General features: G+C 47.6%; 10 protein-coding genes and 2 pseudogenes. 9 read left to right on the top strand and 3 right to left on the bottom strand.

The features are described from left to right. Positions 1–109: 109 nt before the first annotated feature. The 3 genes from R7035_RS07475 to R7035_RS07465 are packed head-to-tail and all read right to left on the bottom strand — an operon-like array spanning position 110 to position 5,931. Positions 110–1,384: a hypothetical protein gene (locus R7035_RS07475; RefSeq protein WP_262602481.1), complete on the bottom strand. Its 1,275-nt coding sequence runs from the start codon at positions 1,382–1,384 to the stop codon at positions 110–112. Next, the gene (locus R7035_RS07470) at positions 1,377–4,310 is read right to left on the bottom strand and encodes a site-specific integrase (protein ID WP_318146047.1); all 2,934 of its coding nucleotides are present in this window, start codon (positions 4,308–4,310) and stop codon (positions 1,377–1,379) included. The genes R7035_RS07475 and R7035_RS07470 overlap by 8 nt, the downstream gene beginning before the upstream one ends. After that, positions 4,285–5,931, bottom strand: a complete 1,647-nt coding sequence (locus tag R7035_RS07465) for a site-specific integrase (protein WP_318146046.1) — start codon at positions 5,929–5,931, stop codon at positions 4,285–4,287. Before R7035_RS07465 ends, R7035_RS07470 begins: the two co-directional genes overlap by 26 nt. 728 nt (positions 5,932–6,659) lie before the next feature. On the opposite strand from R7035_RS07465, the gene R7035_RS07460 reads away from it, so the two are divergent. The 9 genes and pseudogenes from R7035_RS07460 to R7035_RS07415 form a co-directional block, all read left to right on the top strand. Beyond that, positions 6,660–7,073, top strand: coding sequence for a UPF0158 family protein (locus R7035_RS07460; protein ID WP_005397605.1), 414 nt, complete (start codon positions 6,660–6,662; stop codon positions 7,071–7,073). A gap of 1,059 nt (positions 7,074–8,132) precedes the next feature. Then, the gene (locus R7035_RS07450) at positions 8,133–9,479 is read left to right on the top strand and encodes an ATP-binding protein (protein WP_318146045.1); all 1,347 of its coding nucleotides are present in this window, start codon (positions 8,133–8,135) and stop codon (positions 9,477–9,479) included. 606 nt (positions 9,480–10,085) lie between these two features. Next, a complete protein-coding gene (locus R7035_RS07445) occupies positions 10,086–10,361 on the top strand; it encodes a helix-turn-helix domain-containing protein (RefSeq protein ID WP_065274105.1) in 276 nt (91 codons plus the stop codon). Further along, the gene (locus R7035_RS07440; protein WP_318146044.1) at positions 10,354–11,589 is read left to right on the top strand and encodes a type II toxin-antitoxin system HipA family toxin; all 1,236 of its coding nucleotides are present in this window, start codon (positions 10,354–10,356) and stop codon (positions 11,587–11,589) included. Before R7035_RS07445 ends, R7035_RS07440 begins: the two co-directional genes overlap by 8 nt. A gap of 42 nt (positions 11,590–11,631) precedes the next feature. Continuing rightward, on the top strand, positions 11,632–12,405 hold the full coding sequence (locus R7035_RS07435; RefSeq protein ID WP_258489773.1) for a thrombospondin type 3 repeat-containing protein: 774 nt from the start codon (positions 11,632–11,634) through the stop codon (positions 12,403–12,405). Positions 12,406–13,016: 611 nt separating this feature from the next. Further along, positions 13,017–13,625 (top strand): annotated as a pseudogene (locus R7035_RS07430) (reverse transcriptase domain-containing protein); the annotation flags it as partial. A 499-nt stretch (positions 13,626–14,124) separates the two neighbouring features. Beyond that, the gene (locus R7035_RS07425; RefSeq protein WP_005397970.1) at positions 14,125–14,295 is read left to right on the top strand and encodes a hypothetical protein; all 171 of its coding nucleotides are present in this window, start codon (positions 14,125–14,127) and stop codon (positions 14,293–14,295) included. Further along, positions 14,295–14,690, top strand: coding sequence for a type II toxin-antitoxin system death-on-curing family toxin (locus R7035_RS07420; protein WP_213916540.1), 396 nt, complete (start codon positions 14,295–14,297; stop codon positions 14,688–14,690). The genes R7035_RS07425 and R7035_RS07420 overlap by 1 nt, the downstream gene beginning before the upstream one ends. A gap of 721 nt (positions 14,691–15,411) precedes the next feature. Next, a pseudogene (locus tag R7035_RS07415) lies at positions 15,412–15,830 on the top strand (IS110 family transposase); the annotation flags it as partial. Positions 15,831–15,931 lie beyond the last annotated feature (101 nt).

Below are 15,931 nucleotides of genomic sequence, written 5' to 3'. Positions count from 1 at the left end.
TGCTTGTCTGATTTTCAAAAAGTGCGTTTTTAGCCACTATTGGTGAAAATCTCATCAATTACCATATCAGGTACTGGTAATTTGTCCAGTTCTTTTTTTGCGGCAAATGTTAAATGTCGTCATAGCCAACCATGTCAATCTGAGCCGTTTCATCATCCACTTTGCCTTCGAGCTGCGCCTCGAGTTTGTTTTTGGCGTCTAGGGCCAGTGAGAGCTTATCGGGCGCTGGGGCGACATCGTCGACGTACGCGTAAGGGTGCTCGCCTTTCACATCATTATAAAAGCCAAGTTTATACACGCCTTCGCTCGCATTTTTGAGTAGCGCAAGTTTGATCTGCTTAGCCGACGTGATGTCCGTTATCCGCACTTTCGCCAGCTCACTTAAATTGATGCGATGCACCATGTCGTGTTTGTGTTTGATGTCTTTGACATTGAGAAAGGCATTTTCGCCGGTCTCCAGCGTCAGGCCGGCGAGCATCACACGATCTCGACTCACCAGAAGCAGCGCTTCATTGGCTTGTTTCACTAAAGCCATGGCGCGGTAGCTATCGATTTCTTCTTTAAATCGGTGGATGTCGACCACGAGACGAAACTCGGTGTGATACGCGACCTCTTGCTTTTTTTGATACTCGCGTAACGACTTAAGTGAACTGCTGAAGCAGCGCTGACCATCGGAGAAGAGGGCACACTCGTCATCGGTATAGATCTGGATCTCGTCAGAGTCCGTGGTTTCGCACAGGTGTCTTAGTGTATCCACGCTTTCTTTGTTGAGCAGTAAGTTACAATTTGGCACAAATTCCTCGGGCAGCGCATACGAGTGGATGTTGCCACCGCGTTCAATACGAATGCTGGATTTTCCCTTTTCTAGCTCATACGCATCAAATGGACGATAAGTGTCAGCGACATCAAGCGTATTTAATATCTCACGGGTGGGCTCACGATGACCGCTGGACTCTTGAATTGGCTTAAAAAAGGTATCGTGATGACGCGCAAAAAAGGCAAGGTGCGTGTCTAACGCGTCAATCGACTGAATATACAGCCGCGATTTTCGTTCGGTCAGGGTGTCTATTTGGGGCAGGGTGCGATATTGATCGTAGTTTAACTGTATCGTAATGGTCTGCTTTTGCGCTCGTAGCGGACTTTGCAATGCCCAGTATTCTTTAAAGCTGCTGGCATTGAGGCTCCATTGGCCAGGTTTGAGTTTCCAGTCGCGCTCTATCGGCAGCGTGATGTATTGAAGCGCTTCGAGAAGGCCACCGATCACATAGGCATGAGTTTTATCAATAATAAACGTGAGCAGAGCCGTAGAGTCGCTTTTGGCTATGGGAGCAAGGAGATGCTGGAGATTATCATGGTGCTTTGGGTCGATAGATAAACTAGGCATAGACGGCATCCTTTTGTTTGTTATGCGTGAGGTGATCGAAATAGGTTTGCAGTGAGTCTTGTAAGTCCTGCGCTGGCACACGTGTGTGGACCGTAATAACCAGACGAGTATCGCCGGCCGGCACGATGAGGCGTTTAACGCGATCGCGTGGGCGCGCAAACTCAGCGTTGAGCTTGTCCAGCTTCGGGCTGCGTGCTTTTTGTTTGCGATTTTGATACAGCGTGAGTTCGGCGTTGCAGCTCTGAAGTGGGCCGTGATGGAACAAGGCCAGGTAGGCCTTGCGCGTTTTGTCATTGCAGCGACAGTCAAAGGACAGCGTCAAATACGCTTGACCATCTTGCGCTTTTGTTGCGCCTACCGTGGCGCGGCCCAGAGCACGAAGCTGCGTTCTGGCTTTGCGGTCAAATCGAAACACGTCACCTCGCGCCATCGCGAGCCATTGTTCACTGAGCGTGAGGAACGCGACCGGTTGTCCTGGACGTAACGAGAGCGAACGCTTGGCGAAGGGGGAAAACGGGGCAAGGGCGTGGGATTGAGCATCCAGTGTGCTGAGCCACTCTTTGATCAGCGTATTCTCATCCCAGCTCGGTGGCTTAGGTAACGCCACGCTGCGATAAGTGGTGATGTCCTGGCTAAGGGCTTTGGCCTGGCGCGTCGTCGAGTCACAAACCAGCGTAATGAGCTGCGCGTCACGCAGCGCGAGCGAACACCGCTTTTTTTGCTCATTGGTCATCAGCGCGTAATTGGGCTCGAGCGCATTCAATACGCGCGAGATATCGTTAGAACCCGGTGACATGCCGAGCAGATAGCGAAGTTCATCACGGTGATACACTCGCCTGTGGGGAGAGATGAGCAGCCCCACTTTGACCATGTCATGCAGGTAGTGCTTTCGAGTCGTGCTGTAGTAACTATGACCGATTTCATCGCCAATAACGTCCAGTAAAATACCATCATTGACGTCATCAAAGGCGCGTCCCTCAAGCCAAAAATCGAAGCGGGCCTGGCATGCCTGTGGGGTGAGCAGGCTCAGCGTGGTGGATTCAAGGATGCCTTGAAGGTGCTCTTCGCTTCGTTGGTAGGCAAGATGCAGCCCTTGCAGGTAGAGAAGCTCGGCGCCGCTGTGTCTTAAATGATGAAAACGGATCTGTGGGCCAAAGTGCGCTTTAAGCCGCTGGCTGACAGGGTAAAGGTAATAGTGATCTCGCTGCGCGAAGCTTTCCCCCACATAACCGAGCAGCGGCGTGTCGGGAGGGCACTGCGCTTTGATCTTAATGACGGCGCGTATCAGTTTGGCACAGACCTCAGGTAGGTAGGCGTGCGTGATGCGCGTTTTATTGCCTTTGGGTGCCCCTTCCTTGGTTCGAGTGATGATGAGCTCAAAGCGCTGTTTGTCATGCTCATGATAGCTGATGTCACCAAGGCGAAGTCTTAGCATTTCTCCCCGTCGCAGCATCGAATAGTAACCCAGTAAAACGGCAGTGGCGGAAAACAGGCCATCAAGAGCGCCGCTTTGATCGTCACGGATCAGCGCCATAGCCACGTCGTGAACCTCTTGGGCACTGAGGCGAAAAGGGTCGACTTGGCTTGGCAGTGTCGGGCGCTCAAACTGCGACAGATCAAGGTGGTCGGTGAGCTCAATGTGTGTCATGAAACGCAAAAAATTGAAGAGATGCCAAGGGGTCGTCTTGTCCGTTATCCGTTCAAACTGATCACGAGCCCAGCGAGGCAGTGCTTCAGGATCGCTGGCGTCTTTGAGTGACAAAGGCGAAAGCTGCGAATAAAAATTGGTATAACGGTCGATGGTGTCGGCCCCAAGCGTCTTTTTGATGACGCCGCCTTCACGATGCAATGAGTCCGCAAAATGATAAAAAAACCATGGCAGGACATTGTCATTGCCCAGTGTGGGCGGCAATCGGTTTTTCTTGCTTTGCGGCTTTAAGGCACGAATAAGCGTTTTGTGTGGCCATGAACGGGAAGCGGAAGCGGGGGAGCTGGCTTTGACCTCTGAAGGTGTTGATAGGAGGGGAACCCGCGCGCTCGGGGACGGCGTAGAGGCCTTTGTGGCCGCACGTGCCTGCCTTTTATGCGCACACTCAAGTGTCGCCACGTGACGCTCAGGATCGCTAAAATCACGCAAAAGAGGTACGGGAAGGGCGTGATGGTGATACCAGATGGCCTGAAAGAGTTTATGCCAGTCTTGGTCTGATCTTGGCGGCATGCAATAGGGTACGCCTTCGCACCAGGCATTGAGCGCACGCGTGAGTCTTATCGTCGTAAGGTGTTTAAAGGGAGGGTGAAGATAAAAGGATTGTAAGACTTTGTAGGCAAAGAGGCTCAGCGGATAGCGTGTAAAGCTCGGTTGCTCTTTGCTGGTAAAGTTGGCCAGTGCTTGCGTGTGTTCCACGGTGAGTGTCATGCGACCTTCAAACCATTCAATGGACTCGGGAGAGGTTAAGATGCGCTGCCAATATCGTAGGGGCAGTGGCGCCACCTCAATGTTAAGCACCAGCAAAAGCCAGCCCATTTCCTCCCAGCGCTCACGCACAAAAGAGGCTCGCTGCGCGTGATAGGCGTGCAGGAGCGAACTGGCGGCCGCGCTTTGTTTGAGAATGGAGAGCAGCCATTGCTGCTGGGTATCCTTAAAGACGAGCGTTTGTACGGCCGGTAGCTCCCACTCACAACGCTCTTTGAGATAATGCAGGGTTTGATCGAGCGCTGCCTTGAGGTGGCGCTGACGACCGGTGACAAATTGACGGATACGAGTATTGAGGGCGTTAAGCTGCAGCACGCTGAGCGCACGCGTGGGTAATTCAAACGCTTCAATCTGTTCACATACCCAGCAAAGCTCCGCTTTTGCGGCGCATGGCAGCCCCAAATTATCATGGAACTCGGCAATCGCGTCAGCGCGCAGCGTGGTGTGTGACATCGTACTCCTCCATCGGCTCAGATAGGTGCAAAAAATCGGGCAGCTTATCGAGAAAGCGATGCAGCTTGCGCTGCTTGGCGGGAAACAGCACATCGCTGCCGAGCTGCTCGCCGAAATTTGCATGCCCCATGAGCCTATCGATGTCTCCGGCGGTTAACACAGGATCAAGCGAGTTCAGTGCATGCTGGGCAAAAAAATGGCGAAGCTGATAAGGATCGACACGCTCGCTCGGGTTCACGCTCTGCCACGTTGAACTCATAAACTGGCGAAGTGATTGGGCATTGAGGTGCGCAATGCTCATCGCCTCGGTCACGGTAAACCAAAGGTAGGGGCTCTCTAACGCAACCCCTGTCATGTCGACCAGCTGGCGCTGCAGGTTGAGATAGCGACGGAGGGTACGTTCAAAGGCGGGGCATAAATACAAGGTTCGATAAATGCCTTTATCGAACACCAGCGCTGAACGCCGATCAAAACACAGCGCTTTCTCAAGCGAAATCGCGTGGGTGGGCCGAGTCCCCGTGAGCGCGATCAGTAGCAGCGCCAGTTCATAAGCGCGGAAGTTGTGAAGCTCACGCAGTGAGGCGGTGGTGTGTCTTTTTTTCTCCAGTGCTCGGCCTTTGTTGGCAAGTCGGGCGAAAAATTGGCGAACGTCATTAACCAAAAGCTGTCGAGTCGATCCAATCGGCTGAGCCGGTATCGGAAGATACTCGCGCGTCGAATCAGTGATCGCGTAGCGAAAGGCAACAATCTCTCCGGGCGTGGCCAAATAGGCCGGAACCGATGACTGGGCTTTGAACAGCGGCGCATCGTTGCCGGTGACGGGCTCGGGCGCGCAAAACAGCGCCAGTAAGTCACTCGGCATGGCTTGGTGCAGCCGAGAAAGATAGCGACCTTGGGCATGAAAAAGCTCATACCGAACGGCGTTGGTATTACTGCTCTGATAAGCGGGCGCGCTATTATGATGCGGCGACTTGTCCTGAAGTGCGCTGTATTTGGTGCACACAGACACGTGCGGATCGCGATGCAGCATTGAGTCAATATAGTGATAAAAATGATCGCGCCGCATCATGTCGTACCCCTTTAAGGCAACGGGCGTGCGCCATTTTGTCTGAAGAAATCTCAAGAACGCGCGTTTTTCATCCTCACTCATGTGCCACGCCTGGCTGTTCGCCTTGGTGTGGGCGAGGGCACCCACGAACCAGTGATTGAGACCGTTTGGGATGGGCTGCCAGCGCCATTCGGTGCCTTGCGGTGTGCGATGGGGCATCGCGTATTCTACCCAGCTGGGCGCGGTTTTTCGTATCTTTCGCAGGCGATACGCGTCGCAATCGTCACGGCCACTGACTAAGCGAAGATCGGGGATATCTTCAATCGAGTGGCAATGAGGCAAGCGATTGATCAGCCACAGGTAGAGAAAGAGCAGCAGCGCTCTGTCCAGCGGAGAGATTTTCTCGGTATTGGTCAGGTTGGCATCAAGGTGGGGGGCAATCTGAACGGAGAATCGCTGTTTGAGACGTATAATGGCGGCCAGCAGCTTTAAGGCGTGACGTTTCGCATTCGGGGCGACCCCTCCTGCGTTTCGTTTTCGCTCAGCTTTTCTTCGTTGCTCTGAGTCTCTCATCGATCGATTGCCTCTGGTTGTCCAATACCAAGCCTGTTGCCTCTAGAGTCCAAAAGGAGAAGAAAGCGTCTCACATCGTCACGCGGTTCTTTTGGGCCACTGGTATGTTTAGAGGACTGTTTAATTCTATATATGGTGTGTCATTTGTGTTTCGTGCCCAATATGTTGGGTTTTATTATAGGCGTATTGGTGGGTTTTTCGTCAAGGGAGGAATGGAGAATAATTGTACAGGTAATGTGCGATTGATCTCATATGTGAGCAAAAGTGGCTTCAATATTGAGAGGTTGTGGCAAAAAAGGTGGGCCTGGCGCTTTTCTTTGGTGGGGACTTTAGAATCATCGAGAGATCACCAGGAGGCCACCATTTGGGGGCTGAGATCGGTCGCCGTTGCACGTGATGAGAGTAAGCGAGGAGGGGAAGTGGTATGAGTAATAGTGGAAATAGGGGCCTGCCTACGTTGAATGGTGTGAACGACATCTTGTGAGCATTGCCTATATGGGTGTGGGCATCGTAACCGTTGTGACTCTTGTCTTTATGGTTTATTTCAACAAGGAAGAAAATATTTTTTTGCTAAGTCGATGCCGATGATTTTATGCATGAGTCATGGTCTTCTCCTTTTGCTGCAGGACCTGAACACTCCAAGCATGGCTTATGACCATGTGAAGTGGTAGGGGGAGACCATCTCATCACTTAACGCGTCTATGTGTCAGGAAGAAATGGAGGTCAATATGCCGGTAGATCTTAATGACTTGGAAATGGCAATGGAGTTTGTTTCTGGGGATTTGAGTTTTGGTGCTGAGGCGTATTTGAATACGCAGTCTGGGCAAATTCACTACATTGGTGATGGCGTAGATGAGGTTGTACCTGACGATATCGAGGACTCAGATCATTACCTTTGTATTCCGAGTAAGTGTGATTTAGGTTTAGGTCGAAGAACCGTTCTAGAATTTGTTTCCCGAGAGTTGCCAAGTGAATACGATTTGATATCTGATTACTTCAGCCGAAAAGGTGCTTTTGCTAAATTTAAGCATCGTTTAGAACAAATTGGCGCAACAGAGCAGTGGTATCAGTTTCAAAGTTTAGCCACAAAACAAGCTCTGAAAGATTGGTGTGAAGAAAATTCAGTTACATATGTCGCTTAACACATCAAATGCTTTAAGACGGATTCGCAACGCTCGGCGGTTTTGGCTTGATTTGGCTTTTGTGTTTACGGTGCAAAAATTAGGGTTTGTGGTAGCGTCGCTCACCACTTAAGCGGGCTATGACACAGTTTCACTGACGTCCGGAATTACGGATAATTTTCAGTTGTTGAAACCTGCATCTTCAAGTTGAACGGGTATAGAAGTAATCCAAATATCGTATCGCTGTGTATGCTTTAAGCAAGAAAAGGTTAACGGAAATCGGTCACAACAGACGAAGTTGATAGGTTTTAAGATGAACTACTTTGCAAAGGATCCCTTCTAGGTAACGTAAACCTGGAGGGTAAATGAAAAAACTAAAGCAACAGTACCGAAGCCGAGACAAGGAGTATGGGCATTATTTGTGGGATGTGTATCCTCGTGTACGTAGTGGGACTCATAAGCACTTTTCAACTAAGCAGGAAAAGAGTTACTTTTTCCTCCATGAAATCGAGTGTCGAGGGTACCCAATAAAACTGAGAGCAGCTAGAGGAAAAGCACTAGCCGACCCTTGGGATGATTATCCAGCATGCGTATATGACGTTGCGAAGTGCTGGAAGCATAATTCAAAAAGGCGTCACCAGTACTACAGATAAACATCATCGAGCCTCGCTAATGCGGGGCTTTTTTCTGTCCGTCGGCGTGTTCATTAGAGTCTGCTAGCTCGGATTTGCCTCAAAAGTTGTTAGCCTAATATTTATGCAGTACACACTTCTCTTGCCATAATTGGCCATTTTTTCTAATGATTGGATATGGTTATTATTTAATAAGGGTGTAGTTCTATATTTGTCGTGTGAGTCGGTGGCGATTCAAGCAGTAGAACATCGGATTCAAAGCTAGCGGAATCAACATTCCAGATTGACAGCTAGTAAAATCAACAATCCTTAATGCCTGAAGACCGCTTCATGGTTTTTTGGTTACTGTAAAAAAATTTACTGTAACTTTTTTTACAGTAACCTAATTTACACTAAATACCTCATGCTCTATTCTATTGCTAATACGTGAAAGCAAAAGTAGAAAGCAATGAAAAAATTTTATAACCGTCAGAAGGAATTAAAAGCTCTACAAACTGTTTCTGAGCAGATAGTAGAAACAAAGGGGCAACTTAGCGTAATGGTTGGGAGAAGACGCGTAGGTAAAACCCGTCTTTTAAACGAAGCTTTTCACCAAGAAAATACCAAATTCCTTTACCTTTTCATAAGTCGAAAGAGTGAACGCTCCTTAGTGGCTGAATTCGCAGAAATCATCAATAGTGAGCTCGGTGTTAAGTTTTTCCAGCCCCAATCACTGCGAGATATCATTGAGTTCTTGTTGGATTATACAAAGCAAAAACCTCTGACAATCATCATTGACGAGTTTCAAGATATCGACATCGTCAACCCTGCTCTATTCTCCGATATTCAAAATTTATGGGATGCAAACAAGAGAGACTCGATGATGCACCTAGTGTGCTGTGGCTCCCTCTACAGCATGATGACGAAGATTTTCAAAGGCAAAGACGAACCTCTATTCAATCGTGATGATAGATTCTTTAAAATTCAACCTTTGCAGCCCTCTTATCTTGCCGAGGTAATGAAAGATCATGATCAATTTGATGCTGAAAACATGCTTCGATGGTGGTGCCTATCTGGCGGGATACCAAAATACCTTGAGTGGTTAACCCGATTCTCTGCTGAGAACGATGACCTATTTGAGAGGGTAATCTCCGAATTTTCACCACTAATAAAAGAAGGAACTCATCGACTCGTTGAAGATTTTGGCTCAGAACATCGAGTTTACTTCGATATTCTTGGTGCGATATCAAAAGGCAATACAAGCCGTGCTCGAATTGAAAACTTCTTAGATATGAGTGTCGGTGTTCATCTGGAAAAGCTTGATGAAGTTTTTGATGTTATTACCAAAAAGCGCCCGATTAGCTCTAAAGAGAACTCACGAGATATTCGTTACTCCATTTCCGATCCGTTTCTAAACTTCTGGTTTCGATTCATCCATGCCAACAAAAGTGCTGTTGAGATGGAGAACTACGAATACATCCGAAGATATATTGAACGAGATTTCACCGTTTACTCTGGTCTGGAATTAGAGAGCCTGTTCGTCGCGATATTGGTTGAATCAAAGCAATTCGGAAAGATTGGTGGATACTGGGATGCAAAAGGTCACAATGAGATCGATATAGTGGCTATTAATGACTTAGATAAGAAAATACTCATTGCCGAAGTAAAGAGACAGCAAAAACGTTACAGTGAGGTCAAATTAATAGAGAAGTCCCACTGCCTTTTGAAAAAGTTAAATCTAAAAGGTTATGACGTTGAATATCGTGGATTTTCATTGGATAACTTAGTTGAAACAATGAAAGAGTATCAAGCGTAATCAACACCTATGTGCTTGCGAACTTTTTCGCTGTACTCTCGCGATGAACATAAGATCACAAAGGCATTACGATTGACGATTTCACCGACATTGTGATGTTATGAATCCCCAAAAGTGTAACTCTGCTCTTAGCAATTTCGCCGTAAACCCTCGCCCGATGAGGGCGGGGATATAAGTAGGCTGATAAGTTACGGGGGATCTGATTCAGCCGGTTCCCCTTTTTTACTGCCAATAAAATCAATGCCTTAAGCCTAACTCATTACAAAAAACGTAGGGAGATGTAGATTTTATTATTAAAAACAGTGAGTTAAAAGATTAATTTATAAGGCGGCATTTCAACTTAACTTAAGGTTACATTCCTAGCGCGTATACATGAAGGATGTCAGCCTTGCTTTTTTAATCTGCTATTATGATAGCAAATTATACCATAAAACTCGTTAATTTGTCATTATAGTAATAATAACATCACCGTCACGGTGATGGTTTTTTACGTCATTCGTTTTAATGAAGCAATGATTATTATTACTTTATATTTGCTACAATAATAGCAATAAAACCATAATTGGTGCTATAATCGATGTCATGGTAGCAACTTACGAGGCATGTATGTTATCTCTTTATACCGCTTATGATTTGCAAATGGATCTCAAAGAGTTTATCAAGTCCGCTCGGAAAAAAGATAAACTCAGTGTTCAGAAGATGGCCGATCTCTCTGGCGTGCCTTACGCCACGATCCGAAAGTTTGAGTCATCTGGCAACATCTCATTGCGTCAGTTCCTCATGCTGTATGAGACAGTCGGTGACTTGAAAAAAGTGAAAGAGCTGACAAAGTCGTCTGAGCCTGAATTTAAATCAATAGAGGATGTGCTTCGACGTGCTTAAATCAGCCCTAACCGTAAAACGAACGCTTAGCACAGGTGAAAAGGTACTTGTCGGCAAGCTCGTTGAAAATAGTAAGCAAAGCTTCTTTCAATTTGATGAGGCTTATTTAGGCGCTCACTCAACCTCTCTGGCTCCGTTCAATTTAAAGGCTGATACAAGCCTGCAAGTTGCGCCTAGAGAACCGCATTACGGCATTCATGGGGTTTTTGGAGATAGTCTCCCTGATGGTTGGGGTCTTTATCTCATGGATCGTGTATTTAGACAGAACGATCATAACCCAAAGGAAGTTACCGCCCTAGAGCGTTTGGCTTACCTAGGTGACAGATGTATGGGGGCGTTGAGTTATGAGCCTGAATTAGATTTACTTGATGAGCCTAAGGAGTCAATTGATATCATTACCCTTGGCCGAGCTGCGATTGAAGAGTTTGAAGGCACCGAGTCTGCTTTGCTCGAGCACTTGATGAATACTGGAGGATCGGGTGGTGCTAGGCCCAAGATGAACGTTACACGTTTATCGAATGGGCAATATTCAACATTAGATGACGCACTAGGAACAAAGCTTATCGTAAAGCTGACATCTGAAAAGTTTGACTTGAAGCACTCTGAATCATTAGTCGAATATTGCTACATGCAGATGGCCCGTAATGTCGGCATTGAGGTTCCTGACTTTGATTTAATTGATGCGGGTAATGGACGATTTTGGCTAGAGCAGGAACGATTTGATTGCACCGAGCAAGGCGGTCGAATCCATATGATTTCTGCGTGTGGGTTGTTAGATGCACCGTTTCGAGAGCCTTCTTTGGACTATGTGGATTTAGTTAAAGCTACGCGCATCATGTGTAGTGTCACTGAGTCTCAGAAGCTCATTAAGCGCTGCATATTTAATTACCTAACGGTTAATCAAGATGATCACAGTAAGAACTTCAGTTTCCTTGCCAGTTACGCCGATAACTGGACGCTATCGCCTTTCTACGACATTGTTTACAGCCCTAACCCTTACAAAGAGCATATGACGGCATTTGGTGGTAATGGCCGAACGCCAAAGAGCGCACTAGACCAGTTGGCTGCTCAGTCGGGGTTGTCTTCAAAGAAAGCGATTATGGTTATGGCTGAGGAAATATTTGAAACAACACGCTCGTTTAGTCATGAGGCCAAACATCTGGGCTTGTCACCTAATCTAATCAAGGAGATTGATAAGGATATGGTAGAAAAATTTAAGGCGCTGTAAGTGTAGGATAAATCAAATTCGCCATGGCTTTGTAGACGATAAGTGGATGTAAATGTCGCAGAAGCGATTGATGTGTCTGATGACGTCACTTACAACATTTTATTACACAATGCGGTTGTCTTCACTAATCCACAAGTGACGGCGACTGACAATGGTATTGTGGATGGAAATACGGCGATCATTGAACCTGTAAGCGCCATAACGTTTGAAGGCGATTATGAAATGGGGGGAGTGACAGACACGTCATACTGCCCGGCTTGTATCATTCAACTGTACGTAGCGTGGTACGATCCAGCCGCAGAAAATGGCGCGACTCCGGTCAATTTAGGCTTGTGGTCTGGTCAGACGCGGACAGTGGGTAGCCCAATTTCTACAAGGCAAGGCGCTCCTTCTGGGCATTTCACTTTTGAGTCTTTTGCACCGACAGAGGCGGGCATTTATTATGTGAGTGCGGGGCGCTCTCTACAACATGACTTTATTCCTACCGCTACGGGGTGGCTTGGAAATGACACAGAAACAGGCGAACTGGACTTTGCGTCCTTTATGATCACCATGACGAACGATTTTGATTCAGATGGTATTCTGAATGATCAAGACCAATGTCCCAATACGCCACTCGGCTCGGTCGTGAATGGTGATGGATGTGCGATTGAGCAATTGGTGCAATGTGATGATAAATGGAAAAATCATGGCCAATACGTGTCAACCGTGGCTCAGACCGCGAATAGTTTTGCCGCGGATGGTTTTATAACGGAACCAGAAAAGGGTGCCATTGTCGCCACAGCAGCTCAGTCAAGGTGTGGTAAAAAAGAGTAGGGTCATTCCCGTCACCGTCAAAACCCCAGCCGCCATGCTGGGGTTTTCTTGGTGCGCCGAGCATGGCGTTGATCTAGGAGGTGAAAGTCCTCTACGGGCTCAGTCGAGCGGGAACCGTTAGCCTATGCAAGGGTGTTCATCGTGAGGTGAAATCTGAAGGAAGCAAATGGCAAAACGTGGTGATGACGTACAGAAACCTGATAGTAGGCTATGTCGACTTGGGTAACCTAGCCATAGATAGAATAGCCCAATGACTCGACGGGAAGTGCGATGTAGTAAATCAGGCATGACCACGGGAAAGAGCAACGTCTTACCTCGGGAGATCTTACCGCTTGTCTTTGAAAGACTAGAATCCCAGTGATGGGGTTCGAAGAGCGGTAAGAAGTCAGCAGAGGGCATAGTACCTTGAGGAAGTACAACTTAAGGGAAGGCCTGAACTGAATATATCAAGAAGCAGTCACTAGACACTCAACCATGTGGAGTCACAGCAAGATGAAACTTATCTCTCCGTTCCAACAGGCGACACCGCAAGTAAAGCGTGTGGACACGAAGAGTGACAAGCATGGTCGGCGTAGACAGGAGGACGAGTCTTGGTGAATCCAACTCAGTTGATGGAGCAAATCAGCTCATCAACGAACTTGAATCAAGCCCTGAGGAGGGTGAAGAAGAATAAAGGTTGTGGGGGAATCGACAGGCTCGATATCAGCGCGACAATCGAAAAGCTTCGACACTCCTCGAATGGGTTAGGGCTTCGCCAGAGTCTTCTGGATGAAAGCTATCAACCTCAACCTGTTCTTGGTGTTGAAATCCCGAAAGCGAGTGGAGGAATGAGGCAACTGGGTATCCCAACGGTTCTGGACAGGATAGTGCAACAAGCTATCACCTCAGTGCTAACGGAAATCTATGAGCCGAAGTTCTCAGACAGCAGTTACGGATTTAGACCGAACCGTAGTGCTCATCATGCCTTATCGGCGGCGAGTCGCTACATAAAAGAAGGACGAGGTTATGTGGTGGATATAGATCTGGCCAAGTACTTTGATACCGTTAATCACGACAGACTGATGTACAGGTTGTCGCAGGATATAGCGGATAAACGAGTGTTGAGGTTAATCAGGTCATATCTCCAGGCAGGACTCATGCGAAACGGTTTAGTGGAGCGCAGACAAAGAGGAACCCCACAGGGAGGTCCTCTGTCTCCTCTGTTATCCAATATCGTGTTAGCGTGAGGAATGGAGGGAAGGGCAGACGGGCCGAGGTAGCAGAGGTTGGCTCGCCATGATCCCGCCGTGCTGCCCTACTGGCGTAAGCCAACGCGTCAAACCAGCCAGGCGATCCCGGCAGACGGGGCGCATGAGACAAGTGAATGCATTGGGTGGCGACAAGGTAATACTGTCTCAATGTGCGCGGCGAAGGCCGGTGAGTGTCTCATGGCGGGTAGCCGCTCTGGCCTGAGCGCCGCGCGAAGTAGCGGCCCAGTGATGACGGGGCTTCTGGCCCAATAGGCGGCACTCTTTTTATTTTAATTTAAGTTTCTGTTTTTATAGATTTTAATTTGATCGAAAACGTCTCATTTTCTTGATCCTTTCGATCAACTGTCTCAGGTGCTTTTTTATACCATGCTATCTTGGCGATGGTTAAGTAGGGTTAAAAAGCCTTAGGGCATCGAAGGAAAAACGGTAGTATAATGAAGAGATAGAAGTCGTATGGAGAGAAGGTTTCATGAGCAAAGACTTGTCAGCCTATGGAGTGCCACAGGTAAAAAGACCGAAAGTAAAAGCGACCAAGCAGTTAGACTTGAGTGGGATGCAGGGGCGTCAAATTGTGCGTTCTGAAGCCAAGTTAGCGCTAAGAACGCATCGTAAGACATTCACGAAATTAGCGGATATGTGATGGATATCATCTGTTTTCCATTCGAGCGAGTGATTGAAATAAATTCGTTTATTTTAGCGACTGAGCCAGGTATGCAGGGAGAGGTGGATATACCAAAGCTGCAAGGTGCATTGGGTCGAATTGACAATGCGATCGCGTATGATGGTCTGGAAGATGTTTTTGATATTGCATCAAAGTATGCGGCAAGTATTGCCATCGCTCACGCCCTACCTGATGCAAATAAACGCACGGGGCTGATGGTCGCGCTTGAATACTTATCACTTAATGAGTTTGAAATTGTCATCGACAACGCCTTACTTGCTGATGCCGTCAGAGATCTTTTGCTTGGTGTATTAACCGAAGCGGATTTCGCGGATATTTTGTATGCACAATACGCGGCGGGGCTTGAGTGTTGAGTCAGAATTGATCCTGAGGAGATCGTTGATATTGAACTTCATCGCAGGAGCAAGGCAGATATTTTTTAGTTCACTCCCAATAACGGCACAATCGGTGCCCATCGCCTCTGAGCCCAGGCCATCCCTGATCTTAGCCTGAGCACGTGCCGACCTCATCGCATCGGTGGCAAGGTGAACCCAAAATAGGGGCTGACTTTGCGTTTTGGCAAACCGAACCCAAAATAAGGCCTGACTCTGCGGTCTGACAAACTGAACCCAAAAATAGGGCGGACTTTCACTCTCTAGAGGTATTCGTCTCTACCAAATTTCACTCTTTATTGGGGTTAACGTATACATTGTTGATATTTTGCTCGTATTTTTTGCTGGCGATCTGTGGCGAAACGTCGTGTGAGAACTCTATCCTCGGAAAAGGGGGCGATACGGGAACCGAACTTTGGCGCCAATATCCCTTGAAACATCAGCGTATGGGAACTGCACATTGCGCTCACTATCGATCGACGGTACAGGAAATGCGGGCTAATTAAGTTTGTCGTGACGAAGACTGTAGCAACAAGTTGTCAAGATCCCCCTCTGTTTACCCAGGATGGTAATGAATATCGTCAGGGGGACAGTAAAGCGAACAGTGGCGATAACCTAAGGCTTTGATGTGATGGACGCACCTCCCTTCTAGCACCGTTGTATCAAACTAATGGTGCAACCAGTAAGAGCAGGAGTAATCATCATGTCTATTAAAGTTGTCGGTATCGATATAGCCAAAAACCTCTTTCAAGTATGCGTGTTGAGTTCTGATGGACAAATCTTGTCAAACCGAAAGGTAAAGCGTGACAAGCTTCTTGATACAGTCCGGCAATTACCAGAGAAAACGGCTATTGCGATGGAATCATGCGCAACTTCGCATCATTGGGGCAGAATATTTCAAGAGCTTGGACATAGCGTAGCTCTTATCCCAGCTCAGCATGTAAAGCCATTTGTTGGCCGGCAAAAGAACGATGCTAATGATGCGAGAGCAATTTGCGAAGCATTTTCTAGGCCTGATATTCATTTTGTTCCTGTTAAGTCTGTTGAACAACAGACCTCAAAGCTATACGCAGTGTCCGTAAACGCTTGGTGGAGAACAGAACTGCCTTGTCGAAACAGATCGGAACGCTCCGCAATCGGGATGAAAATATCGGGTGACATTGCTTGATTAGGTTCTGATGGTGTCAACCGAGGAGAGCCTCACACGCGAGCTATCGCTCGGT

The sequence above is a fragment of the Vibrio sp. 1731 genome (genome assembly GCF_033339955.1).
GTDB lineage: Bacteria > Pseudomonadota > Gammaproteobacteria > Enterobacterales > Vibrionaceae > Vibrio > Vibrio alginolyticus.
Note: the sequence above shows the minus strand (reverse complement) of the source record. Positions and strands in the feature narration are given on the sequence as shown.